Source organism: Nitrospirota bacterium, assembly GCA_016235245.1.
GTDB lineage: Bacteria > Nitrospirota > Thermodesulfovibrionia > Thermodesulfovibrionales > UBA6898 > UBA6898.
This window is the reverse complement of record JACRLO010000011.1, coordinates 19921-45091: the sequence shown is the minus strand read 5'-3', so window position 1 is coordinate 45091 and position 25171 is coordinate 19921. Positions and strand designations below refer to the sequence as shown.

Genomic DNA, 25171 nt, shown 5'->3' with positions numbered 1-25171 from the left:
GCGAAGGCGTATTTTGACTTTGCCTTTTTTATTATGTAAAAATATAGAGAAAAATCAAGCATAAATAACTTTCCGGAGAGAAAACATGTATTTTTTTCAGTACCGTGGCAATGAATTATATGCAGAGGATATCCCTGTCAGGGAACTGGCCGAAAAATACGGGACGCCGCTCTATATATACAGTTATAGCACGCTTCTCAGGCATTATAAGGCGTATGAAGACGCTTATCATGCATTTCCTCATATTATCTGTTATGCGCTGAAGGCCAATACGAACGGTGCTATCCTGAAGCTGCTCGCACAACAGGGCTGCGGCGCGGACATTGTGTCGGGAGGCGAACTCTTCCGCGCCCTGAAAGCGGGCATATCTCCGAAAAAGATCGTTTATGCCGGCGTAGGCAAGACAGAAGAAGAGATCCGTCGTGCACTTGCCGCAAGGGTCCTTATGTTCAATGTCGAATCAGAGGATGAACTGCGCGAGATCGACAGGGTTGCCGGTCTCATGAAGACAAAAGCGCCTATTGCTCTGAGGATCAATCCTGACATTGACCCCCAGACGCATCCCTATATATCGACGGGCATGAAGGAGCATAAGTTCGGCATATCTATAGATCAAGCCGTTGAACATTATCGGATTGCCGCACGACTGAAAAACATTGAGGTCGTGGGTGTGCAGAAGCATATCGGTTCGCAGATAACCAAGATGACGCCTTTTGTGGATGCACTGAAGCGGATATTGATCCTGCTTGACGAACTGAAAAAGCAGAAGCTGAATATCCGGTATCTCGATATCGGCGGAGGGCTCGGCATTACTTATCTGACGGAAAAGCCGCCTGTGCCTGCTGATATAGCGAAGAGACTCCTGCCGCTGCTGAAGGGACGGGACCTTACCCTGGTCATGGAGCCGGGCAGGTCGATCGTCGGCAATGCAGGCATCCTTGTAACACGGACGCTTTACCTGAAGAAGGGTGAAGGCAAGACCTTTGTTATTGTGGACGCAGGTATGAATGACCTGATGAGGCCTTCCCTGTACGATGCATATCATCATATCCTCCCGGTGAAGAAGTCCAGACGCGGAGAGATCAAGGCAGATGTTGTCGGCCCGATCTGCGAATCGGGTGATTTCCTCGCAAAGGGGAGAAAGATCGAAAGGGTGAACAGAGGGGAGTTCCTTGCGGTGATGAGCGCCGGCGCGTATGGCATGTCCATGAGTTCGAACTACAACAGCAGGCCAAAGGCAGCAGAGGTGATGGTAAACGGAAAGGCCCATGCGCTGATCGCGCGGCGCGGCACGTATGAGGACCTTGTTCAACATGAACTGATACCGGGATTTTTGAAATGAATCTTCCTTTTGTAAAGATGCATGGCATCGGAAATGACTTTGTTGTCATTGACTGTCGCGACAAGGCTGTAAGCGATCAGCTGTCGGACATCAGCGACATAAGCAGGCGTCTCTGTGACCGGCGCTTCGGCATCGGCGCTGACCAGATCCTGCTTCTGCAGGATTCAATTACCGCAGATTTCAGGATGAGCATCTATAACGCCGATGGCAGCGAGGTCGAGATGTGCGGCAATGGCATCCGCTGTTTTGCAAAATATATATGGGACAGGCACCTGTCGTCAAAACAGGTGCTTGAGATCGAGACGCCTTCCGGAATTATCAGGCCGGAAAAAGCCGGCGACATGGTCAGGGTTGACATGGGCAGGCCTGAACTTGAGGGTCGCAAAATCCCGGTGAACCTTGACGGCATTGTCAAAGACTACCCGCTGGAGGTAGATGACAGGGAGTTTGCGATAACCTGTGTTTCGATGGGCAATCCCCATGCGGTAATCGTAGTCGATGACGCGGATACCTTTGATGTAAAGAGGTATGGGCCTCAGATCGAGACGCATGCGCTCTTCCCGAGGAAGACCAATGTCGAGTTCATTCAGGTGATCGACCGGCAGACGATCAAAATGCGCGTTTGGGAGCGCGGCTCAGGAGAGACCCTTGCCTGCGGCACCGGGGCATCTGCTGTTGCGGTTGCAGCCAATATGAAGGAAATTATCGATAAAAAGGTTACGATAAAGCTGCCGGGCGGAGATCTGGTCATCGAACTTCATGAAAATGGGCATGTGTATATGACCGGTCCTGCTGAAGAAGTATTTACAGGAACTATTAATCTGTAGCACAACTCTGTTATACAAACAAGGAGGCTTCATGTTTAGAGGATCAATCGTCGCGATCGTCACACCATTTCGCAATGGCAAGGTGGATGAAAAGGCCCTGGGTAATCTTATCGAGTGGCATATAAAGGAAGGGACCGATGCTATTGTGCCCTGCGGCACAACGGGGGAATCTGCCACTCTTGACTACAAGGAGCATTTCCGGGTGATCAAGTTCACGGTCGATGTGGTGAACAAGCGGGTTCCGGTCATAGCAGGCACAGGCGCAAATGCTACTGACGAGACGATCATGATCACTAAGGAGGCGAAGAAGTCAGGCGCTGACGGAGCGCTGCTTGTCTGCCCATACTATAACAAGCCGACACAGGAAGGCCTGTACCGCCACTACAAGGCTGTTGCCGATGCCGTGAAGATCCCGATCGTGCTCTACAATGTCCCGGGCAGGACCGCCGTGAACATGCTGCCGACAACGGTTGCGCGGCTCGCCGAGATAAAGAATATTGTTGCGATCAAGGAAGCGACCGGGGACATGAAACAGGTGAGCGAGGTGATCAGGCTCTGCGGAGACAGGATCGCTGTGATCTCCGGCGATGATTTCACGACCATCCCGCTTATGGCATTGGGCGGCAAGGGTGTCATCTCGGTCTCTGCCAATGTGGCGCCGAAGCTGGTTGCACAGATGTGTGCGCATTGGGAGCAGGGCAGGTATGATGAGGCACGGAAGATCCATTTCAAGCTCGAACCTCTTAATAACGCCATGTTCATCGAGACGAACCCGATACCGGCAAAGACAGCGCTCGCGATGATGGGCAAGATCAAGGAAGAGTTCAGGCTTCCGCTCTGCGAGATGTCCAAGGCCAATAAGGACAAGCTGAAGGCTGTGTTGAAGGGAATGAAACTGGTTAAGTAAGGCCGTGAAACGTAAAACGTAAAGAGATACCATATATCGACAAGGTCCGGAGGGTGATTCAATCAGAGTCGCCCTCCGGTTTTTTATTTTGTTCATCAGTAAGAGAGCCCAGACGATGACCGGATTGCGAGGCGATGACCACACCGGCGCCTCCGGCCGCTATGATATTTCCAAATTCCTCAAGCACGAGCGCTGTGCCATACACGTTAACCGACAAAATAGCCTTCGGCGAAGCTTGCGAGGGTGAGACTCCGGCAGCGTGGATAACTGCAAAGCTTACCGCCAATATGCAGGAGGAAGTAATGATGCATATCCAGGAGCAAAAGCAGGAAGTTGAAACTCAAGGTATGACAAGCGAGCTTGAAGTATTAGGAAAGAACATTGCCCGATGGCCCGATAGAAGACAGCTTGGAAATTACACTATTAATCCCAACCAACAACATCGCCATATTGCGCTGTGTTAATTAGTGCACGAACAAAACATCCCACCATAAAAGCAAGACATTCAAATTCCAAAAAATTAAGAGCGGTTCTATCCAGCATGATTTGTATATTGATCGGGAACTCGTCATCAGCCTCATAGAAAACGATCTTCACTGGAATCTTTGGAAGAACGTTAAATCTCCACAGATGTGTGCCCGAAAGAGACTCTTCTTTAATACCACCAAGTTTTACCGCTGTTTCACTGAATTTGACGTAGTCGTTGCCGAAATATCGTTCCAGAGGAGTATTCATCAACCGGCCTTGAAAGGTTAGCCCACTAATCATTCCTGGAATACTCTCAAATAAAACGTAAGAGTTTTCAGGGTCTCCCCGACCTTTGGAAAGAAGGTAATAGAGAAGAACACTGCGGTTATTTACATTGACAGGCTGGCCGTCCAGAGGCTCAACGCCATTTGCGGTAATGCGATATTCTCTCTTCAGAAAACATACCTGAATACCTCCCTCAATATATTCGAGACCAAGTCGATCAGCGCTTTCCTGGAAGTCACATTCAGGAAGCCTGCTGATGAGTCCGCGGTAGATTGAGGAATATCCGCTATTCATAGGTAATAATCCGGTACAATGAATTCATGTGCATAGAATCTATGATCCGACCGCTTTTTTGACAGCCGCCAGGATCAGATCGCGGAAACTTCCAAGGCCGGCATAGTCAACCTCAATGGGGACGCCGGCTACATCGAAAAACTCAAGTATCTGCTCATCTTCGATCTTGACGGAATCATTGGAGAGGAGCAGCATACGTTCGAAATATCCGAGGTTCTGCCGCATCGAAATCTCATCCAACCCTAAATCTCCGGCGAATATTTCCTTCCAATTCATTACCCAGCCGGGAGTTAAATAAAAAGTCTTTGGGTCTAAAATACGTGACCCGCTGTCGCTGGACAGGATGCTTATACAATTTTCCCCTTCGAAGCGCACCACCTCATGGTTCTTCGAAAGCTCCTCAAAATCCGCATGGCATCTTGAGCCAAACAACAGAATGATCTTTTCGTCTTTTCTCTCGTCAAGGATTGAACGTACTTCTTCCTTCAACGTGGAAAGCCGCGAATGGAGGCCTGCCTTCAGGCAAGTCACCTCTACTTCACAATCAACTGGTATTTCTCCCTCGAGTTGGCTGAGCACGTGTGAAAGCTCGGTCTGAAATACGGCACAGGTTACGATGCGGATTCGGTTCATGTGCCCGACTCTTCCTGTGCCCTCGTCCCGCAATGGCGTTTCCTCTTTCAATTTTCGCATCTCTCCGTTGTTTTTCCTCCTCCCGGGATCATTAATCGCTATTTATGCTATACCTTGATTGTTATTTGCCCGCATAAATGCTGTGTGTTTTGATTGATGAGTTGGCATTTCACGCATTATTGAGGATGAATGTCAGCCGGCATACCGTGCGGCGGCATCCCCTCCCCGAGAAAGTCAAAGCGGTTGCCGTAGTCCTTCATCATCTGCTTGAACGCGCTCAGCATGTAGCGCCGCTTGAAGCCGTCTTCAAGCCTGGACACTTCCTGCATCTTCTGGCTGTAGAAACCCATGTAGCACTTGGCAAGGGCACGATACACATCGTCGAGCGACATCGCGTACGGCTCAATGATGGGGGTCATGAGGTTGTACTTGGAGTAGTCGAACACACGAATGCGCTCTTTCATTTCCTTATACAGCGGGGTGAAAGGCATGGGGGTAATAACCGGGAACACCGCAATATCCGGGTTCAGTCGTATGGCTTCGGCCACCGTTTTGTCGATGCTCTCCCAGGTCTCGTTTGGGAAACCGATCATGAACGATGCCTCGGTCATAATCCCATGCTCGCGCAGCAGGTCGATGGCCCGCTTGTTCATGTCTACGTCCGTCCCCTTGTTCAGGCTTTCGAGCATTGCGTCGGAACTGCTTTCCGCCCCCAGGTACATATGGATGATCCCGGCGTCTCGGTACTTGGGCAGTATGTCCTTATCGCGGATGATGTCTTCCACCCGCGTCTCCATCAGCAGACGGACGTTGATCTTCGCCTCGATAAGCAGGTCAAGCTGCTCTTCCCACCGCGCCCGGTCTTTGGTCGGATACGGATCGACCAGTGTGATGAATTCGACCTGGTACTCGTCAACCAGATGCCGGACCTCGGTTATTACCTTTTTCGGATCTCGGGCGCGCCAATCGCTGCGCCAGAACACCCGGTGCGAACAGAACGAACAACCCATCATGCAGCCGCGCGTCGTCAGAATCGAAGCCATCCTCCCCCAGGGCTCGATGTTGTAGTGGTAATCGCTCCAGTCGAGGAGGTGCCAGGCCGGGGAAAGGGTGTCAAGATCAGCGATGTGGGGGCGCATGGGGGTTGCAACTATCTTGCCATGCTCGCAATAGGCGATTCCTGCCATAGTTTGCCTGCGTTCCTCCGGTAGGGCGGAAAGCAGTTCGCGCAGGGTCTCTTCCGATTCTCCCCGCAGGATAAAGTCGGGGCGACCATCCGGGTTCGAGAGTCTCTCTTCGTACATGAAGGTCGGGTGCGGTCCGGCAAGCAGCGTGATTATATCCGGATTGACCTCCTTGGCTATGGCGAGTGTCTGGAGCGCTGCGGGAACGGTTGCAGTGCTGACCGCGCCCGACACCGGCAGAAAATCAAGCGACATGACATAGTCCGGTTGGTAGCGCTCTATTTCCGCGCGAACATCATCGAAGGTGTAACCCTTATTCATGGCGTCGCAGATTTTAGCCTCGTGTCCGGCTTCAAGCGCTGCTCCGGCAAGGTAGGCGATCTGCAGCGGCGGCCATGTCCCGATAATTTGAACTCCCCAGCAATAATACGGCGGGGCGATAAAGAGTATCTTTGACACTATTTAGTCCTCCAAACCTGACACACGTCCGATACCCGATGACACTCCCGTAACAACCACGACCTTTGAATTAGACATAATGACTCCTTTCTTATTGCTGGATCTTGGTGGTACTGTTCTTTCATTCTGCATATATTAAGCAGGAGATGGATAGGATTCATACACCAGCCAATTACTCGTTGCGGTTGCGACCAGCTTCTCATTGCCGTTGACTGCTTCCGCAGAGAGCTGGAACAGCTTCTTCCCCCTCGCTTTGAACACCGCGTGGATAACGACGAACGATCCGGGCTTAACAGGCCGGATGAAGTTCACGGTCATATCTATGGTCACACAGGGTTTGTGCAAGGAAGCAAAACACAGACAACCAAAAGTTTCGTCGAAAAAACTGGACAGGATACCGCCCTGGAGCGTCCCGATTGGATTTGTCTGAAACTCGCTGACAGGAAAAGCGATTGTTATGCTTTTGCCGGACTCGAAAGAAAGAATCTTCCCTTGGTGCGCAGTGAATATCGCTGACGGCAGTTTAATCCCTGGATGTTTGGCAAATTCGGGATCAAGAAAAAAATCAGTGTAATCGCTGTCAGGCGTCGGCGCGGCCTTCATTTTTTCTACCATAACCGTTTCCTTTTATAAAACTGCTTACGCAAAACACCTGCCGAAAGCCTTGAACAATTTCATCGGCCCTTTGACGCGAATTTTCCTCAAAACGATCTCCTTGACCATCGAACTTTCCTTGTGTAGCACACGCAGCCAGGTTTTTGTATCGGCATACACCTGTACGTCCGGGGTGCCTCCATGTCCTGGTTCTATGCTGATCGATTTGTCTTTAATAGTGACCGTTGCTTCGGCCTGTTCAATGCCGGTGAAGGTGAAATGATAGGTTGCACTTAGCCCTTCCGATTTATGGCGCTGGAAGGCGATCGGCATGGATGCAACAAAAGCTGCTACGGACGGCGGTCTGATGCCGTTGCCCACGCGCTTTATCTTTTTATGCGGAAATTTATTCTGGACATGACTCTCTGCATCTGAACCGGGCAGCACATAGACCGTCTCGGTTTTCTGCTGAAGCGGTTTGACCACATCCTCGATAAAGGTTTTTTTGTCCTCCAGATACTGCGGAATCACTTCGTCGCCCGCAGGGCAGACGGCCATACAATAAACCGATTTGTAGCACGGCTTGTACGCCAGGCTCTGCCACATGGATACGGTCTCGGAATCGCTTATTCTGGTCCTGTAATCGACTGCGTTTCTGCTATCGGCTATGTTTTCAACCAAGTCTGTAAATCCACCAACCATGTCACGATAGGTATGCGTGAGGCAGTTTATGGGATTGAAAAAACCATCTGGTCCTATGGCTCCTGTAGGACAGGCAATCGAGCAGAGCTTGCAGTCCAGGCAAGGGTTATAGTCCAAAGGACTGTCATATTCGTCTACTTCAGCGTCGATAAGCACGGTACCCAGCAAAACAAAACTCCCGAACACCGGGTGAATAACATTGCGGTGGAGGCCCATTTTCCCCATTCCAGCGGCAACGGCTATGGGCTTGTGCGATACGACAGCCATCTTGCCGGGCCATTGGTCCGCTTCCATCGGAAACCCGGCGGCCGGGGTTGCAGCGCGAACGCCTTTCCGTTCAAGTGCTGCTGCCAAGGCCTGGGCAGCGTGGTTCAATCGTGCTTCCACCTGTTGCAGTTCGAGGCTTGCAATGGAGCGTGCCGGACTTCTCAGGTTTTCCCTGGTGAGCCGTCCGACAAAACTGATGAGTGACTTCGTCCAGGGGAATGCCTTCAGAATGTCCTCTCTCAGGTCATCCAACGACGGACGCGCGAGCTCAACAAAACCCACGTCATCAACGCCGAAGTCCAGGCACATTTCGCGCAACTGTCGGGCGCTCAGTTTCGAAGCGGGTGAGGGAAGTGCCGTTGATGTTTTTCTTTCGTTATAGCGTTTTACTGTCGGGTGTTCATTTAAATTCGTCATGCTGTTCTCTTTTGGATAGTTGTATATGCAACTTAATGGCTAAAAAAAAGTCTAATTCTTTTTCGATCTCAGTTTGCCATGAAGCAGCCGGACTGCGGAAATACCATCATCGCCAAGGAGTTCCGCTGCCTCCTTTTGCGCTTTTTCCCATTCCCCATGCGAAGCTGCCATGAGTTTCCTGCCTTTCGGCGTGACAGTGACTACCTGGGCCGGCCCATCGACCTGCCGCGCGACACTGATCCAGCCATTTTGCTTCATCCGGTCCAGGGTGCGGCTTACGGTCGACTTCTCCATCAACAGCGCTCTGCCGATGTCTGCAGAAGATGCGCGCTCGGTAAGCGAGAGCATAGTGAGAATACTCCCCTGATTGATCGTGATGCCGAAAGGTTGCAGTACTTTGTCATAAATGCCGGTTATGACGCGGTTCAAAAGCCGCACTCGGTATGCAATGCATTCGTCGGCAACTGTCTTAGCAAGTGCTGAGGCTTCCTTTTCATTCATAGCAGTCTTCATGTTGTATATGCAACATTGTATCAGACCTTCGTCTGCAAGTCAATGTAATTTCGGCGATTACAAGCGAGCAGCCGCGGTTCTGCATAAATATCAAACAATTCAGGTTGTAACTTTGGAGCCTGGTCCTGAACTTCTTATCAGAGGTGGGTCTGCTTTTCGAGCCGTCTTCTTTCCGCCATGCCCATAAGCAGCCTTTCAGTTCCGAACTTGCCCGGCTCGTATTTCTTGAGTTTCAGGGCCTCACGTGCCTTATCAATGTAGTCGATGGCCAGTTCCAGGATCCTCTCGGGATCGGGTTCGAAGTGCAGGGCGCCCCTGAACCTCTCGAACCAGACCTCGGTCATGATCCTTGTCACTTCTTTGCTGGCACTGACAGGTGATTCGCCGCCCATTATGACCGGAACTCCCGATACTGCAAAGTAACTTCCGATAGCGATGGCCTTCTCAGACATCCACTCAGGGGCGATGCCCACGGCAGGCATGCCGCCGATCTCCTCCGAGAGCCCGCCTTCTGCTGCCATGGCACTTGCGATAGTAAGTATCCTCGTGTTGTCCACACATGATCCAAGATGGAGAATAGGCGGGATGCCAATTGCCTCGCAGACCTCCTTCAGCCCCGGCCCAGCGTGTTCAAGCGCTGTTTCGGGGGTCAAATAGCCCGTACTCCCCATGGCCGCAGCCCCGCATCCAGTAGTGAGGACGAGGATGTCGCTCTTTATCATCTCATAGGCAAGATACTTATGAATACCGGTGGCGACGACTCGCGGATTATCACATCCTATGATAGCTGCAACGCCCCTGATCCTACCCGCCATAATGGCATCGTTCAGCGGTCTGAAGGAACCTCTGAAGTATCCGCCCTGCATATACTCGATGTACTCATGGGAGAAACCGGCAATGACCGGATATTTCTCGGTAACGTGACTGCCGGTTGCCTTTCTATTGGGGTAGTTATCGATCGCGACCTTGACGATCTCCTTGGCCTGTTCCCGTGCCCTGTGCTCATCGAATTCCATATGGACAGCTTCCGGTATATGGACTTTCGGAGAGGTGGTGATAAACTTCGTATGGAACTTCTTCGACAGTTTGGCCAGGGAAGGCATGATACACTGCACATCCACGATCATGGTGTCAATCATTCCGGTCATGATAGCGAGTTCCTGGTTGGTAAGACCGCCCGCCGTCGGGATACCATGCCTCATCATGACCTCATTGGCAGTACAACACATGCCGCCCAGATTAACGCCCTTTGCACCCTTCGTTTTTGCGTATGCCACGATCTCGGGATCGTTCACCACATCCACAATCATCTCTGCAAGGGTCGGCTCGTGGCCATGGATGATGACATTGACCTCGTCTTCTTTGAATATGCCCAGACTCGCTTCCGCCTCTATGGCCCCTGGCGTCCCGAAGAGGATATCGGTAACCTCGGTCGAGATCATGCTCCCACCCCAGCCGTTCGACAGCGCAGTCCGGAGGCCGTGGAGCAGAAGGGAATCAGGATCGGCGTCCATACCCATGGTCGTCCTGTCCATGGTCTCAACAACCTCGGTGCTTAGACCCCGCGGCATGATCCCCCACTTTCTCCATCTCTCTTTGGTCTTTTGGGGCGCTCTTTGCAATAAGTTCATCTCGCCCCTCTGGCGGCTGAAATCTTCGAGCAACCGTGCGGCAACATCCTTTGCCACATCATTCACCATCCTGCCTTCAAATTCAAGCCCAAGTGTGCCGGCTGTCTTATACAGTTTTCTAACGTCTTTGATCTTATAGTCTGTCGCTTCGCCGTTGGCTACCGCAAGCAAAGTAAAAACCATGTCTTTTCCATGGCTTCCATGGCATGAGGTCCCACCAGCGATCATCCTGATAAAGTTTCTTGCCACGACGGTTGATAGGCTTGCTCCGCAAACACCGCGTACTTCCTCTTCAGCGTTCTTTCCCACCAGTCTGCAGGGTCCCATATGGCACATTTTACAGCAAGCCCCCGACCCGCCGATGGGGCATGGTTTCATCTTCTCTGCCCTGTCAAAGCAGGTGTCAATCTTTTCAGTAATACCCCACTCCAATATCTTCTGAGCTGCTTCATTGGCGCTTTTCCTATGCCTGTCCATTATTGCCTCCTATATGATTGATGCCATTTCTAACGCAGGATGTCCTACATTTGTAAGATGCTCCACAAGCTTCTCGGAATCCTCACAAATAGTTTCATCTGCTATCTTGTCGAGCAGATCAGGCACACCTGCCTCTGCAGCCCTCTGGTTAAAGGCGGTCTTCAGGCTTTCCTTCAGGTTCTTTGTCATCCAGACTATTCTCTTAAGTCCTCCATCGCCAAAAAGAAACTTTTTGCTCGTTATAAAGTTTCTTCCAATGCCCATAAACCCCGGAGCCTGCACCCCTCCGCCGACACTGCCTGCAAGAGTAGAGAACTTCATTCCGGCAGGGGTCATTCCGGTGTGTCCGCGCTCAACAAGCATTACTCCATTGGCCTCTGGCACGATAGCGACAATGCACTCGAAGCAGCCGCAGGAGGTCATCGGGTTTTCCATGATAGTGTAGAGATTAAGGGTCTCAACAGCTCCGCCAGACGCCTTTTTCAGGTAATCATCAACACCGGAATAGCGGCCGTACCTCGTATCGAGGGCCTCTCCCTTGGTGATGGGCTGGTTACCACCCGTAGGGTCGATCTCAAAAGCTGCTTTGCCGTCCAGCCAATTATAGGCCCCGCAAAGGCCCAGTCTCTCGGGCGTAATTACGCAGACATGGGCAGGAGCAAAGGACTGGCAGAGGAGACAGGAATAGAAGTCCTCCACCGCCTCATCAGTAAGACTGCCGAGCCGTTGGTCACGTTTTTTGTAGGCGGCACGTGCCTCCTCCTGTACCTGCCTGACCTCATCTTCGCCGATGTAAAGCTTGACCTGAATTTTGTCCACAATGGAGCGGAAGCGATTGTGGATTACAGCCGTCTGGATGACGCCCAGGTGTTCGAGAGTGAAGCCGTCTTTCTTGGCTGCATTGCTGATACGGATCCAGTTGATATCGCGCTGACCCATATGCCATACGCCCTGGGCCTCGTTGATGTTGGCGTGAATCTTCCGCTCAATGACGGACTCAAAGTCCTTCTGCATCTTTCTGCCGGCCACTTCTATGACAATGCCCAGGGGCAGTTTGCCGCCTTTCTCATAAAGCTCCTGCCAGTTGTCCCCAACAACAATGACCTCGTTGTCTTCCGCTATGTCCTCAAGCTCAACCATCTTGACCCACTCAAAGGCAGGCGTTCTCTGTCCGCCAAACTCGATAAAAGTGTCTTCCTTCCTGATCCTCTCGCCCTCAAAAGCAGGACCAAAGGCAACGGGAATGGGCGGCTTCTCGATGATGATCTTCAGGCCCCTCTGCTCAATGGCCCTCTGCACGATCTTGCTGTGGTCCAGTTCCTTGTCCACTTCCTCATAGGTGCAGACGCCCGTGGGATGGATAACCGGTATGTCCGTATCACCGATGGCGGGGAAGCCCATGGTAAGAGCCCCCGCGCCTGTGCTCCACTTGAGATCATCAAATTCGCCCAACACCATGGCAAAAGCAAACAATCTGTCTCTTTGATATTTTAGATGGGATTTGAAATCACCCGGTTTTTTCCCTCCAAAAATACACGACGCCCGTATTGCCCAGTCGAGCACAAATACCGTATGTTCGGTATCAGGCCCTACAGGAACTATCCGTGTTTCCCACCCCAGCTCCACACCTTTTCTCAGAAGCTGTTTGGTGACACTGTTACCATCGGCTGTATGCCCCGACAAGAAGGTCAGTATGTTCTTCTCCTGCAGTTCCCTCACGATGGTCACGGCTATATCGTCGGTCGGGGCAGCGCCAATTATGGCAGCAAACCCCGGCATGGAGCCGTCCACCAGCTGTATACCCAAATTTCTCTGTATGGTGTCGGAGATGAACCCGTTATACACATACCCTGTCTCAGGGTCTGTGCAGGGCTCAAGTCCGTTTATATACCTGAGAGCAAGGATGATCTCCTCGGCAAAAAGCGTGGCCATGCCTGAATCGAGAGTCTCGCCCAGATAGGGTTTCCACACGCGCTTCCGCGGCTCCTCATGAAGCAGCTTTCCGGCAAAACTTAGTGCCCTTGTCATATCATCAAGGGTCTTAACCGCAATGCCTGTCATTGCATAAATCATGGGGAGATGGTACGCCGTATCAGGGAATTCGAAAACAAAGTCCTTACCTTTCTCAGCAATAGCCTTTTCGAGCATCTCATCGGCCCTTGCTACAAGCGTATTCGCGCCTCTAATGGCTGCAACAGCAATAGTTCTGGACATGTTTGCCTCCTTGAAAGCCGTATATCATGAGTTCGGCTGCTTTAATGAGAACAACATTAAATAAATGAACAAAGCTCATTTCCTTTTCCTTGAACATCATGCAGCTGCTTCGGCAGCATCAGGATATAGGGTTCCGTAAGCATTCTCTCTTTCCTTCTGCCGAAGCGTAAACCCTTGAGGCTGGTTTCACAACAGCAATAGTATCTTGCCCGTCGCTCAAAATGAGTATATAATGTGAACGGTGGTTACAGTCATCCAGCTTCTATGTTAACAACTATAACATCTAATGTTGTATGTGTCAACATTTAGCCCCCGAACGGAGATACCATTATGATAAAACGCAGGAAAGCGCCAAACAAAGCAAAGGCAGCCGACAACTACCATCACGGTGACTTGAAGGCTGCGCTTCTAGGCACTGCGCTCAAACTGTTGAAAAAGCATTCGCCTGCGGAAATTTCTTTAAGAGAACTTGCACGGATTGCCGGAGTGAGTCAGGCCGCACCGTATCGTCATTTCAAAGACAAGGATGATCTGCTCGCGGAACTTGCAAGGCAAGGATTTGATATGATTTCTCAGTATATGAGGGAGACCATACTGAAGCACAAGGATGATGCCTTGAACATGTACTACGGTTGCGGACTCGCATATTTTCGTATGGGGCTTAATCATCCGCAGCATTTCAAGCTGATGTTCAATTCAGACGTAAAGCCTGGCGACAAATACCCTGCATTGCAAACCGCGGCATCCCAGACACTCGCCCTCATCCGGGACATGGTCGTGTATTGCCAGAAAAAAAAGGTCTTTGGCGAAGGGGAGCCCTTGCATATCGCTTTTCATTGCTGGTCGATCGTAAACGGGTTTACATCACTTTTTGCGGATGGCAGATTGGAATATGTCGGCGTTACTGCTGCTAACGCAGAAGAGGCGCTAAAGCAGCTCATGTCACAGTTCTTGATCGGAGCGAAGAGACCTTTGCAAGAGTCTCATTTTGGGTTTAAGATATTTGAAACATCAGAGTCTAAGTATTATCAGCAAGCAATAAATACCTTCCCCATAGTAACAGATGATTTTTAGCCAGTTTTGCGGGAATTAGTCATGGCTATCTGCCTGATGCCTCATTAGTCAGGTTTTTAAGGGGTTAGGCGTAGCGTATTTCCCTACAGGATATACTTCTTCAGAACTTCAAGATCGAGGTTGCGGAGGGCGGTCTTTTCGAGTACATCCTCGCCCATAGCCTTCAGATAGGGGAAGGTGCCGATTACCGGCACCGGGCAGATCTCTTTTAATATCTGAGGATTTGTTTTTTCTGCAAGGCTGTTTTCGGGCGGCCGGCTATAATTGATGATGAGGCCTGCAACTTCAATCCCTGCCGAAAGCGCAGCGTTTATGGTGAGCATGGTGTGATTGATAGTGCCGAGTCCCGGCTTGGTGATGATGAGCAGCGGAAGGGAAAACTCCCGGACAAGGTCAAGGATATAGAAGTCTTTTCTGATAGGCACCATAAGACCACCAACGCCTTCGACGACAATCGCTTCATATGACTTATAGAGCTTGTAATATGCCTTCTTGATCTCGTCAATGCTGATCTTTTTCCCTTCAATTTCTGATGCTGCAAGAGGTGAGAGCGGACTTTCGAAGCAGAAGGGTGTCACCTGCTTAATCGGTTCATCCATGTGTGCTGCCTGTTTGAGGAAGGTGCTGTCATACGGGATAAGGATATCACCCTCTTTTCCGCATCCGCTCTCAATGGGTTTCATGGCGCAAGCCTTTATGCCAAAAGACTGCATCACTTTGATTATCGCCCCGGCAATCACGGTTTTTCCAACGCCTGTATCAGTGCCGGTTATAAAGAATCCCTTGAACATCGTTCCTCCTGAAAAAACTGCAGCCTTCATGTGAAGTATTGCACTAAAGGTTTCTGCTGTCAAGGCTGAGGACCTGGCCTGTGATATAGTCCATCCCGGCGATGGATACAATGCTTCGTGCGACTTCTGAAGGTTCTGCGAGCCTCTTCAGGAGGCTCGCCTCTTCAGCCTTTTTCATGGCCGATATTGATTTGGCTCCCATCCCGGTAGTCATATATCCCGGCAGAACTGCATTTACCCTGATATTGTATTGGGCGAGTTCATGAGCTGCAGAGATGGTCAGGCCGATAAGCCCTGCCTTGGACGCGCTGTATGCTGCCTGTCCTGCCTTTCCTTTTACGCCTGAATAGGAAGAGATATTAATGATATGGCCGCCGCCTGAGCTGATCATGAGAGGTGCTGCAGCACTGAGAAGGTTGAAACAGCCAGTGAGGTTTGTTCTGATTATCGCATCCCACTGTGCTTCTGTCTGTTTGATCAGGAGGCTGTCTTTTGCGACGCCGGCGTTATTGATTAGAACATCGAGTCTGCCGAAGGTCTGTTCAATGCGCCAGACCATATCCCTGACCTGCGATGAGTCTCCAACATCTGTCCTTAATAAGATAACGCGATCCCCTGCCTTAGCCGAGATTTCCAGCGCTTTTTCTTCCGAATTGAGGTAGTTGAGTGCAATATGATACCCCTTTTCAAGAAATACCCTGCTGATATGACTCCCTAGTCCACTGGCCCCACCTGTAATCAGAGCGACTTTCATCGGATTGTCCATAGTCTAATATCAGTTTTGCACCTCTCCCAAGTCAAGCAATTAGCTGGATATTATCTTGACTTAACTTTGCCTTCATGGTATGTTCAAAACATGAACGTTCATAATATGAACGGAAAGAATGCTGAAAATCAAGATAGTTACAAATCATTGCTCCTGCTTGACGAGATCTCAAAGGGCGAGTCCTTGTCACAGAGGGATTTGAGCAAGCGGCTGAACATTGCTCTGGGGCTCGTGAACTCTTATCTTAAAAATCTCGTTTCAAAGGGTTATGTCACGATAAGTCAGATCCCGGCAAAACGGTATGCATACTACCTGACGCCGACCGGCTTTGCGGAGAAGACCCGGCTTACCTATCATCTGCTCCAGGATTATACCAGCATCTATCGAAATGCCCGGCGCGACTTTAGAAAGCTTTTTGTGGATCTGCAGAAGCAGGGGATAGGAGAAGTCTCCTTTGCCGGGGTGGATGAGGTGACCGAGATTGCCTATCTTTCTCTTCAGGAAGCAGATATTGAACTCCGGAGAGTTTATGATGACGACAAAAGAGGAAAGGTCTTCTTTAAGACGGCGGTGACACCGTTGATTGACCTCGCTGATACAGACGGCAACATCATTATTCTTACGACATACTTAAAAAGAGCAACTGTTTATAAAATGCTTCTGGATCATGGGATTGCCCAGGAGAGGATATTTTCTATCTATCCTCTTGAATCCATGATCGGGGAGAAAGCCGTGCCGCCTTCCATCACGTAAGCACGTAAGCGAGGCGACATTGTCATTGAGCTGGATACCAGGCGTAATGACTGGAATGAGAAGATGAATGAGCAAGAAAAAGCGGGTTTGCACAACCTGATCGGCGGTAGCCCGTCTCAATGAAGGCAGCTGAAATCAACAGGCAGATGGAAGCACTGCAGGAAGAAGAGTGGACAAAGGTGATCAGCCCCAAAAAAGGCTGGTTTGATCTCAACCTTTTGAACCTCTGGAATTACAGAGACCTGATAATGCTCTTTGTAAAAAGAGATTTTACTGCATTTTACAAGCAAACGATTTTGGGGCCGATCTGGTTTCTGCTGCAGCCCCTCTTTACGACGATTGTATTTACGGTCATCTTCGGCAGGATTGCCAAAATATCAACTGATGGCCTCCCCCAAATGCTTTTTTATATGTCTGGAATTGTGGTCTGGAACTATTTTGCCGATTGCCTGAATAAGACCTCTGACACTTTTGTGTCTAACGCTGGCATTTTTGGCAAGGTCTATTTCCCTCGCCTGACAGTACCTGTCTCGATTGTGATAACGAACCTCATAACTTTTTCTATCCAGTTCTCACTTTTCCTGGTATTTTGGACCTATTATTATCTTAACGGAGCTGTGGTTAAAGCCAGTCTGTGGAGTCTACTTACTCCGCTTCTGCTGATTCAGATGGCGGCCCTCGGCCTTGGACTCGGAATACTGATTTCCTCTCTTACCACAAAATATAGAGACCTGAGATATGTCATTGGGTTCGGCGTGCAGCTGTGGATGTATGCAACGCCTATTGTGTACCCGATGTCACAGATACCGGAGAAATGGCACTGGATATATGTGATGAATCCCATGGCTTCAATTGTCGAAACAGCGCGTTATGCCTTCCTCGGCGCTGGCGCAATACGGCCAATGCATATGGTAATAAGCCTCGGGATGACGACAATGGTATTAATCGTCGGCATTCTCATGTTCAGCCGCATAGAAAAGACTTTTATGGATACCGTATGAGCGATGTTGTAATCAGAGTCGAACACCTCTATAAGGAATATCGACTTGGAACGATCAGTCACGGAACGCTGTATAAAGATCTGCAGAGCTGGTGGGCCAGGATGCGTGGCAAGGAAGATCCAAACTCGATTATATCGGCGGTTCACGTTCCAATCCTCAACTCTCGACGCTCAGATGAAAATCCTCACATGCTTGCTCTAAATGACGTTTCATTTGAAGTAAAGGAAGGAGATGTTTTAGGGATCATTGGCAGAAATGGCGCAGGCAAGTCCACTCTGCTGAAAATACTTTCAGAAGTGATATCCCCCACAAAAGGTCAGGTGAAAATAAAGGGCAGGGTGGCAAGTCTTTTGGAGGTGGGAACGGGGTTTCATCCTGAACTGACCGGCCGTGAGAACATTTATCTTAACGGTGCCATATTGGGCATGACAAAAAAAGAGATCGATAATAAGTTTGACGAGATTATTGCCTTTGCCGAAGTTGAGAAGTTCATTGATACGCCGGTGAAGCGCTACTCGTCTGGCATGTACGTACGACTTGCTTTTGCAGTAGCTGCCCACCTGGAACCGGAGATATTGATTGTTGATGAAGTCCTTGCAGTAGGGGATGCAGCGTTTCAGAAAAAATGCCTGGGAAAGATGGGTGATGTGGCCAAAGAGGGAAGAACGGTTCTGTTTGTAAGTCATAATATGACGGCTATCAAAAACCTTTGTAATAGAGCCATCCTGCTCAACTGCGGTAACTTGAAGGAATACGGTGAAGCATACAACGTTATAGACAAATACCTGAGTAATTCTTCTGACGTATACAGACAGGTCTGGAATGAGGCAGAAAATGCACCAGGGAATCACGAAGTGAAAGTGAAAAAAATAGAGTTAATTCTCCAGTCCCAACATGGTGCCGGGGAAATAACGGTGGAAAATCCTTTCGATATAGAGTTTGATTTCTGGAATTTCAAGAAAAACGCCATGATTAATTTGAGTATGCATTTGTACTCTATCAGTGGAGAGCTGGTTTTTGCGGCTACTTCACCAAGTCTGACCTTGCCCATCGGGATATCTTCGTTTTCGTGTCACATCATGGGTGGTTTGCTTAATGATGGACATTATAAGATTTCTATGATGATCGTCGAGGAAGGGAAACCGCTTTTTACCTTGAATGACGGTCTTGTTTTTAAAATTCATGATGCTCAGAGAAAGGGGTATTGGTTTGATAAGTGGCCGGGTGCTGTCAGGCCTAAACTGGAATGGAGGGTTCCTGCAGTTGACCGGATCGAGGAGGACTTATGACATTTATTGCCGCCATCAAAGAGTTGTTAAAAGAGAGTCTTAATAATGATTTTCGTGACAATTATGATTATTTTCGTTTCGGCGAGCTGGTTGTCCCTGAACAGCATAGTCTTAATCAACGGTTTGCGGTGCACGAAATCATCAGCAGAATAGCTCCCGGTTATTATATTTCGTCAATAGTAAGAAAGCATCAGACTCTCATTGATAAATTTAAATATCTTTACGAGCTTCTTGCTGATAAATCATCGAAAGAATTATTGATAAAGATTCTTGTGTATCGAATCCTTGGTCACAAAAAAGTGAAGCTCCCTACTAATACCTCCGATTTTTGGAATGCCACTGCAGACCTCGCCAATAAAGCCGACAAAAAAAGTAGTATTCGATTGGATTTCATGGCTTGGGTGCTCAATATATTTGATCTGGCGCAGATAGGCTGGCCAATAAAAGTTTACAGTAGTCCTCGGTCAGTATATAACACTTTTGTTGCGAGACAGTACGAATATCATTCTCAATCTCATGTGATTAAGGTTGAACGGGGCGATATTGTAATAGATGCGGGGGGTGGGTGGGGTGATACTACCCTAAGATTCGCCCATCAGACCGGCCAATCGGGCAGAGTCTATTCGTTTGAAATTGTTTCTGCTAATCGTGATATCATGCATGCGAATATTACGCTGAACCCTGAGTTGGCGGATAGGATTGATATTGTACCTGATGCGTTGTGGAATGAGTCGGGTCTTTTGGTTCCCGTTGCTGTTAATGGCCCAGCAAGTAGAATAAATATCGATCGGATTGGCATTGATGTCAGAACGATTACTGTCGATGATTTTGCAGCTGCGAAAAAATTGTCGAATGTGAATTTTATAAAAATGGATATTGAAGGGGCTGAACTAGAAGCTCTCAAAGGAGCTGAAAATACGTTACGGAAGTACAGACCAAAATTGGCAATTTCACTTTATCATAAGGTGGAAGATTTTGCAGATATCCCTAAATTCATCGAGTCACTAGGTTTGGGCTACAGATATTATCTTGGGCATTTTACAATTCATGAAGAAGAGACCGTGTTATTTGCCATGGCAAATACTAACCAATTGTGATATGTCCTATGATCTGGCTAATTCCACAGTTCAACTTTCGGCAGAGGCTAAACACCGGATTCAAAATCTAACGTAGGGAGATAATATGAATAACGCAAAAAAGACCGGAGGAATATTTGTCACGAGACCGGATCTGCCGCCGCTGGAGGAATTTGTTAAGTCTCTTGAGGAGATTTGGGACAGCAGGTGGTTAACTAATATGGGGAAATTCCATCGGGAGTTTGAAGAAGCCCTATGTGAATACCTTGGCGTGAAATATCTTTCGCTTTTTACCAACGGAACGCTTGCGCTCATTACTGCTCTGCAGGTGCTGCGCATAACCGGTGAAGTGATAACGACACCCTTCAGTTTTGTTGCGACGACCCATGCCCTTCACTGGAACGGCATAAAACCTGTTTTTTGTGATATAGAGCCTGACTATTTTAATTTGGATCCTGAGAAGATTGAAGCTGCCATTACACCAAAAACAACTGCAATCCTTCCCGTACATGTTTATGGCAATCCCTGTAATGTGGAGAGGATAGCCGGCATAGCGGATACCTACGGGTTGAAAGTCATTTATGATGCCTGTCATGCCTTTGGTGTCAGGGTGAAGGGAGAATCTGTGTTGAACTTTGGCGATCTGTCCGTACTCAGTTTTCATGCAACAAAGATATTTACTACCTTTGAGGGAGGTGCTATTGTCTGTCATGACGAAAAGACAAAAAAACGCATAGATTATCTCAAAAACTTTGGATTTGCAAACGAGACTACGGTTGTGGCTCCTGGAATTAATGCGAAGATGAGTGAGTTCCAGGCCGCGCTGGGGTTGTTACAACTAAAATATGTTGATAAGTTTATCGAAAAAAGAGGGCAAATCGCTGAGATATATAAGAACAAGTTGAGGGATGTAAAGGGAATTAGGATAATAAAAGATATTAAGGATCTGAGGCGCAACTACGGATATTTTCCGATATTAATTGACCCGAAAGAAAGCGGGAAGACGCGTAATGAAATTTATCAGGAACTCAAAGACCAAGGCTACCTTGTCAGGAGATATTTTTTCCCACTAATCAGTCAGTTCCCGACCTACAGGGGATTGCCGTCCGCATCGTCAGATAACTTGCCAGTTGCTGAAGACGTTGCGACCAATATATTGTGTCTTCCTATATATTCTAGCCTTTCAGGTGATCATGTTGAGACAATTTGTTCCATTCTGGGCGCTCAGTGAATTTGCTATATGAACAATCCTCTATTCATAATCGGTAATCCACGATCCGGCACAACTCTATTAAGGCTGATGCTTAATAATCATCGTAATATTGTTATTCCTCCTGAATGCGGGTTCATGATTTGGTGGTATTACAAATACGCATCATGGAATGAATCCTGTGTGAACAATGTGCGGCATGTGACTTCCTTTCTTGAGGATCTTCAATTATCGAGAAAGATAGAGACGTGGTCATTGAATATTGCTAAGCTCAATAACTATGTCCTGCAGAACAAACCTGCATCATATTCAGACCTGGTATCGTGCGTATATGAGTTTTACGGTGAGTCGAGGGGCAGAACCTTTACGAAATGGGGTGATAAGAATAATTTTTATTTGCATCATATAGGCACACTCAAAAAACTATTTCCAGATGCTTTCTTTATTCATATTGTTAGAGATGGCCGGGATGTAGCCTGCTCCTACATGCGTTTGAACAAAAAAAAGATTGTTTCGCAATATGCCCCCAACCTGCCTTGCAAAATAGAAGATATTGCTTATGAATGGGTCGGCAACATCAGGGAAATAAGAGAATCCTTTAATTTGATCAACTGGGATAATACGCTTGAAATTAAGTATGAAGACCTTGTTGCTAATCCGGAAAGCAAGCTGAAAGAATTATGCTGGTTTATTGGTGAAGAATATGATCCATCGATGCTGGAATATTTTGTATCCCAATTGGATGAGCCTGCAGACTTTCTTCAGTGGAAGGATAAACTCTTGGAAAAACCTTCGAGTTCACAGGTCGGCGCTTACAGACGGGAATTGAGTGGTAATGACATTGCACTCTTCAAATCAATAGCTCATGAAATCTTGTCAGCTTATTTCTATGATTGACAGCGAAGAGCGCCTATAGGAATGATAATGCTTGGAGTCCCATGAAAAATAGGCCATTATCAACTGTCGGCGAGGCGAAACCTTTCAGAAATGGGAGGCCTAAAGTGAGTGTTAGGGTTATGTGCTATAACCAGGAAGATTACATAGCACAGGCAATTGACTCTATCCTTATGCAAAAAACTAGTTTTGACATGGAAATAGTTATCGGTGATGATTTTTCTGACGATGGCACACTGCGAATTATTCGCAAATACGAGAAACAATATCCGCATATTATTCGTATATTAGAGAGAGAAAAGGGCGACATTTATTATCAATCAAGGATAAAATTTGGACGTCTATATAATTTTGTCGATATCCTTAAGCGCTGTCGGGGGGATTATATCGCGCTACTGGATGGCGATGACTTCTGGGCCGATCCGCTAAAGGTGCAAAAGCAGGCAGATTTTCTTGATTCCCATCCAGAGTGTGCAATCTGTTTCCATCCAGTAAAGGTTATTTCAGACGAAGATTTGTTGGTGCCTTCTTTTATTCCTATTAATCATGAAAAACAAATTTCAACTATTGAAGATTTGGTTGTCGAAAATTTTATTCCAAGCTGTTCAACAATGTTTAGAAGCAGATTGTTTGAATCGTTTCCCGATTGGTTTTATTCGTTGAATCAAGGGGATTGGTCGCTGCATATCCTAAACGCTCAACATGGAGATATCGGTTATATTGACGAAAATATGGCTATTTGTCGCATGCATTCTGGAGGAGTATGGAATAGAACGAAATTAACAGAAAGGATCGAAGCGGTTATTGGGTCGCATCATACCATTAATAAACATTTAAAATATAAATACCGTAAGTTTATAAAACCAAAAATTGCTGAGTATTATTTTGAATTGTATACATTATATAAATCGAGTGGTGAAATAGAGAAAGCCAGAGTATGTCTCTTAAAGTATATTTTCAGTTCTTTTCAAAAAAGAGAAGGGACAAATTATACATTATTTGTATTAGCAGCAAAACTTTACGTCCCATTTTTGTTCAAAATAACTGCATATATCCGCAAGAAATTGCAGAAATATTAGCAGAAGCGAAAATTTTGAATAGTTGATGTCCGTTGCGCCGGCGGAGGTATATCAACGGCCGCTTAAATGACCAAATTCATATTTCTCATTATATGACACGCAGATATATACATAAAATTTACAGAAAATTAATAAAGTCTATTCTTTATATTGATAAAATTCTGTTCGGAAAAGATATTGCAGTTAACACTTATGAATGGCCTCACGAAAAGCCATTCATAAGTGTTATTATCCCCTGTTTTAACTATGGACGGTATATTAATGAGACAATTGAATCTGTATTATTACAGACATATGATAATCTTGAAATTATCATTGTGGACGGTGGGTCGACGGATCGAGAGACCATCACAACGCTGCAGTCTATAACACATTCTAAAGTAAAAGTGTTTTTTCGTGAAGGGCTTCATCTGGCAGGCGATAACCGAAATTTTGGAATTGCACATGCTCTGGGAAAGTATATTTGCTGTCTGGACGCGGATGACAAACTGCATGCGACCTATCTCGAAAAGAGCGTATTCTATGCCGAAAGCGGCAATCTCAGCATCGTTTATCCCTGGGTGCAGTGTTTTGAAGAGAAGGAGGATATCTGGGCTCCTGGTGAACCCGATTTATATTCATGTGCTATGGGTGCGACGATTCCGACAATTGCGCTTTTTAGAAAAAATGATTGGGAGCTTGTTGGGGGATTCAGGGATTGGGGGATTGGAAAAGAGCATGTGCCGGAGGATTGGGATTTTTGGACCCGTATGCTTGGGCATGGCTGCCAGATAAAGGTGCTTCCTGAACCGTTAATGTTCTACCGGGTGCATGGCGAAGGGCTTACCGCACAGAACCGAATGAGTTTATCGAATCAGAGAGATAAGCTTATTAGCGCCAATCGGAAGCTGTTTTCTCGCAGCAACCGCGCGCTAATCAGAAAGAGGCGCCGGGAGCGATATATTGTCAACAATCCATTTGTTAACCTTTTGAAGAAAGATACCGGGAAAGTTAACGTGCTGCTTGCGCTTCCCTTTATGGTAACCGGGGGGGCAGATGAGGTTCTATTGCGCATCCTCGGGCATCTTTCTCAGAAGAACTTTGCCTTTAGCTGTATTACGACTCTTCCAACGGACGCGAAGTTTTCTGGCGACAACTCGCCCCGTTACGAACAAATTACTCGCGAAGTCTACCATCTTCATAAATTCATTCCAGGCAAACAGGAGAAAAAGGATTTTATCTTCTATCTGATAGAGACCAAGCTGATTGATATTATTTTTATTGTTGGATGTAGTTTTATGTACCAGATGAGCACGGAGATAAAAGCAAAATATCCCCATGTCAAAATTGTTGACCAGTTGTTTAATCCTTTTGGACATATAATAAATAACAGGAGATATGCAAAACAGATTGACTTAAATATTGTCGCCAATGAAGGTATTGAGAAGATACTGATAAGCAAGTTTCGAGAAAAAAAAGAAAAAATTAGCGTTATTATTCATGGCGTCGATGTGCACAGGGAGTTTTCTCCTGAGATTTTCAGTAGCAAATACCCAAGAAATCCGTCATGGAAATTACGCCCGGATGATTTTGTTATTGGTTATTTCGGTCGTTTTTCGAAAGAGAAAGGTCCTGCAAAGTTTGTTGATATTGCTGTCAAACTGAGGGGCTTGGGCGGCATAACCTGGGTGATGACTGGTGGAGGCGGCGAGTTTGCGGGGGTCAGAGCCCTGATCGAAAGACGTGGTATGGGAAATTCGATTCTTACGATGGGGATCGTTGACGATGTTAAGCCGTTTTTGGCGGCCGCACATGTGGTAGTTATCCCGTCAATAATTGAGGGCATACCGATTGTGTTACTTGAGGCTATGTCATTAGGCATTCCCGTTGTGGCCTCCTGTATTGGGGGGATACCTGAGATCATTACGGATGGGCATAATGGATTTCTCTGTGCTTCAAGCGACATAGACGGTTTTTCCTCCCGAATAAAAATATTATATAACGATCGGAACCTGTGGGGGAAAATGGGGAAGAACGCCAGAGCA

General features: G+C 47.6%; 21 protein-coding genes and 2 pseudogenes (1 of these 23 cut by a window edge). 12 read left to right on the top strand and 11 right to left on the bottom strand.

The window, feature by feature from the left end; translation table 11 throughout:
- Positions 1-85: 85 nt before the first annotated feature.
- From lysA to HZB31_06040, 3 genes are read left to right on the top strand one after another with little or no spacing between them, the layout of a single operon-like run.
- Entirely contained in the window at positions 86-1342 is a 1257-nt protein-coding gene (lysA, locus tag HZB31_06050) for a diaminopimelate decarboxylase (protein MBI5847502.1), read from the top strand.
- On the top strand, positions 1339-2169 hold the full coding sequence (locus HZB31_06045) for a diaminopimelate epimerase (GenBank protein ID MBI5847501.1): 831 nt from the start codon (positions 1339-1341) through the stop codon (positions 2167-2169). Before lysA ends, HZB31_06045 begins: the two co-directional genes overlap by 4 nt.
- 31 nt (positions 2170-2200) lie before the next feature.
- Positions 2201-3076, top strand: coding sequence for a 4-hydroxy-tetrahydrodipicolinate synthase (locus HZB31_06040; protein MBI5847500.1), 876 nt, complete (start codon positions 2201-2203; stop codon positions 3074-3076).
- A gap of 82 nt (positions 3077-3158) precedes the next feature.
- Here HZB31_06040 and HZB31_06035 read toward each other — a convergent pair.
- From HZB31_06035 to cdhC, 9 genes and pseudogenes are all read right to left on the bottom strand, one after another.
- Positions 3159-3344: pseudogene (locus tag HZB31_06035) on the bottom strand (short-chain dehydrogenase).
- 155 nt (positions 3345-3499) lie between these two features.
- Positions 3500-4123, bottom strand: a complete 624-nt coding sequence (locus HZB31_06030) for a DUF3786 domain-containing protein (protein MBI5847499.1) — start codon at positions 4121-4123, stop codon at positions 3500-3502.
- Between the two features lie 39 nt (positions 4124-4162).
- A complete protein-coding gene (locus HZB31_06025) occupies positions 4163-4816 on the bottom strand; it encodes a DUF1638 domain-containing protein (GenBank protein ID MBI5847498.1) in 654 nt (217 codons plus the stop codon).
- Between the two features lie 116 nt (positions 4817-4932).
- On the bottom strand, positions 4933-6399 hold the full coding sequence (locus HZB31_06020; GenBank protein MBI5847497.1) for a radical SAM protein: 1467 nt from the start codon (positions 6397-6399) through the stop codon (positions 4933-4935).
- A gap of 135 nt (positions 6400-6534) precedes the next feature.
- Positions 6535-7014 carry a PaaI family thioesterase gene (locus tag HZB31_06015; GenBank protein MBI5847496.1) on the bottom strand — a complete coding sequence of 160 codons (480 nt, stop codon included), beginning with the start codon at positions 7012-7014 and terminating at the stop codon, positions 6535-6537.
- Between the two features lie 24 nt (positions 7015-7038).
- Positions 7039-8379: an SCP2 sterol-binding domain-containing protein gene (locus HZB31_06010; protein MBI5847495.1), complete on the bottom strand. Its 1341-nt coding sequence runs from the start codon at positions 8377-8379 to the stop codon at positions 7039-7041.
- Positions 8380-8430: 51 nt separating this feature from the next.
- On the bottom strand, positions 8431-8880 hold the full coding sequence (locus tag HZB31_06005) for a winged helix-turn-helix transcriptional regulator (protein ID MBI5847494.1): 450 nt from the start codon (positions 8878-8880) through the stop codon (positions 8431-8433).
- A 149-nt stretch (positions 8881-9029) separates the two neighbouring features.
- Positions 9030-11000, bottom strand: coding sequence for an anaerobic carbon-monoxide dehydrogenase catalytic subunit (cooS, locus tag HZB31_06000; protein ID MBI5847493.1), 1971 nt, complete (start codon positions 10998-11000; stop codon positions 9030-9032).
- A gap of 9 nt (positions 11001-11009) precedes the next feature.
- On the bottom strand, positions 11010-13214 hold the full coding sequence (gene cdhC, locus HZB31_05995) for a CO dehydrogenase/CO-methylating acetyl-CoA synthase complex subunit beta (GenBank protein ID MBI5847492.1): 2205 nt from the start codon (positions 13212-13214) through the stop codon (positions 11010-11012).
- 330 nt (positions 13215-13544) lie between these two features.
- Between cdhC and HZB31_05990 the strand changes: the two genes are divergently transcribed.
- Entirely contained in the window at positions 13545-14288 is a 744-nt protein-coding gene (locus HZB31_05990) for a TetR/AcrR family transcriptional regulator (protein ID MBI5847491.1), read from the top strand.
- 83 nt (positions 14289-14371) lie between these two features.
- Here the strand turns inward: HZB31_05990 and bioD are convergent, their stop codons facing one another.
- A complete protein-coding gene (gene bioD / locus HZB31_05985) occupies positions 14372-15079 on the bottom strand; it encodes a dethiobiotin synthase (protein ID MBI5847490.1) in 708 nt (235 codons plus the stop codon).
- Between the two features lie 43 nt (positions 15080-15122).
- Positions 15123-15845, bottom strand: a complete 723-nt coding sequence (locus HZB31_05980; protein ID MBI5847489.1) for an SDR family NAD(P)-dependent oxidoreductase — start codon at positions 15843-15845, stop codon at positions 15123-15125.
- Between the two features lie 105 nt (positions 15846-15950).
- Here HZB31_05980 and HZB31_05975 point away from each other — a divergent pair, with 105 nt between their 5' ends.
- From HZB31_05975 to HZB31_05940, 8 genes and pseudogenes are all read left to right on the top strand, one after another.
- Positions 15951-16598 (top strand): winged helix-turn-helix transcriptional regulator, encoded by a 648-nt coding sequence (locus HZB31_05975; protein ID MBI5847488.1) that lies wholly within the window; start codon positions 15951-15953, stop codon positions 16596-16598.
- 119 nt (positions 16599-16717) lie between these two features.
- Positions 16718-17599: an ABC transporter permease gene (locus tag HZB31_05970; protein MBI5847487.1), complete on the top strand. Its 882-nt coding sequence runs from the start codon at positions 16718-16720 to the stop codon at positions 17597-17599.
- Positions 17596-18888 carry an ABC transporter ATP-binding protein gene (locus HZB31_05965; protein MBI5847486.1) on the top strand — a complete coding sequence of 431 codons (1293 nt, stop codon included), beginning with the start codon at positions 17596-17598 and terminating at the stop codon, positions 18886-18888. Before HZB31_05970 ends, HZB31_05965 begins: the two co-directional genes overlap by 4 nt.
- Positions 18885-19985 carry an FkbM family methyltransferase gene (locus HZB31_05960; protein MBI5847485.1) on the top strand — a complete coding sequence of 367 codons (1101 nt, stop codon included), beginning with the start codon at positions 18885-18887 and terminating at the stop codon, positions 19983-19985. The genes HZB31_05965 and HZB31_05960 overlap by 4 nt, the downstream gene beginning before the upstream one ends.
- An 85-nt stretch (positions 19986-20070) precedes the next feature.
- The gene (locus HZB31_05955; protein ID MBI5847484.1) at positions 20071-21195 is read left to right on the top strand and encodes a DegT/DnrJ/EryC1/StrS family aminotransferase; all 1125 of its coding nucleotides are present in this window, start codon (positions 20071-20073) and stop codon (positions 21193-21195) included.
- A gap of 9 nt (positions 21196-21204) precedes the next feature.
- Positions 21205-22071 carry a sulfotransferase gene (locus tag HZB31_05950; protein ID MBI5847483.1) on the top strand — a complete coding sequence of 289 codons (867 nt, stop codon included), beginning with the start codon at positions 21205-21207 and terminating at the stop codon, positions 22069-22071.
- Positions 22072-22112: 41 nt separating this feature from the next.
- Entirely contained in the window at positions 22113-23147 is a 1035-nt protein-coding gene (locus HZB31_05945; GenBank protein ID MBI5847482.1) for a glycosyltransferase, read from the top strand.
- A 92-nt stretch (positions 23148-23239) separates the two neighbouring features.
- Positions 23240-25171: pseudogene (locus HZB31_05940) on the top strand (glycosyltransferase); it runs 81 nt beyond the window's last position.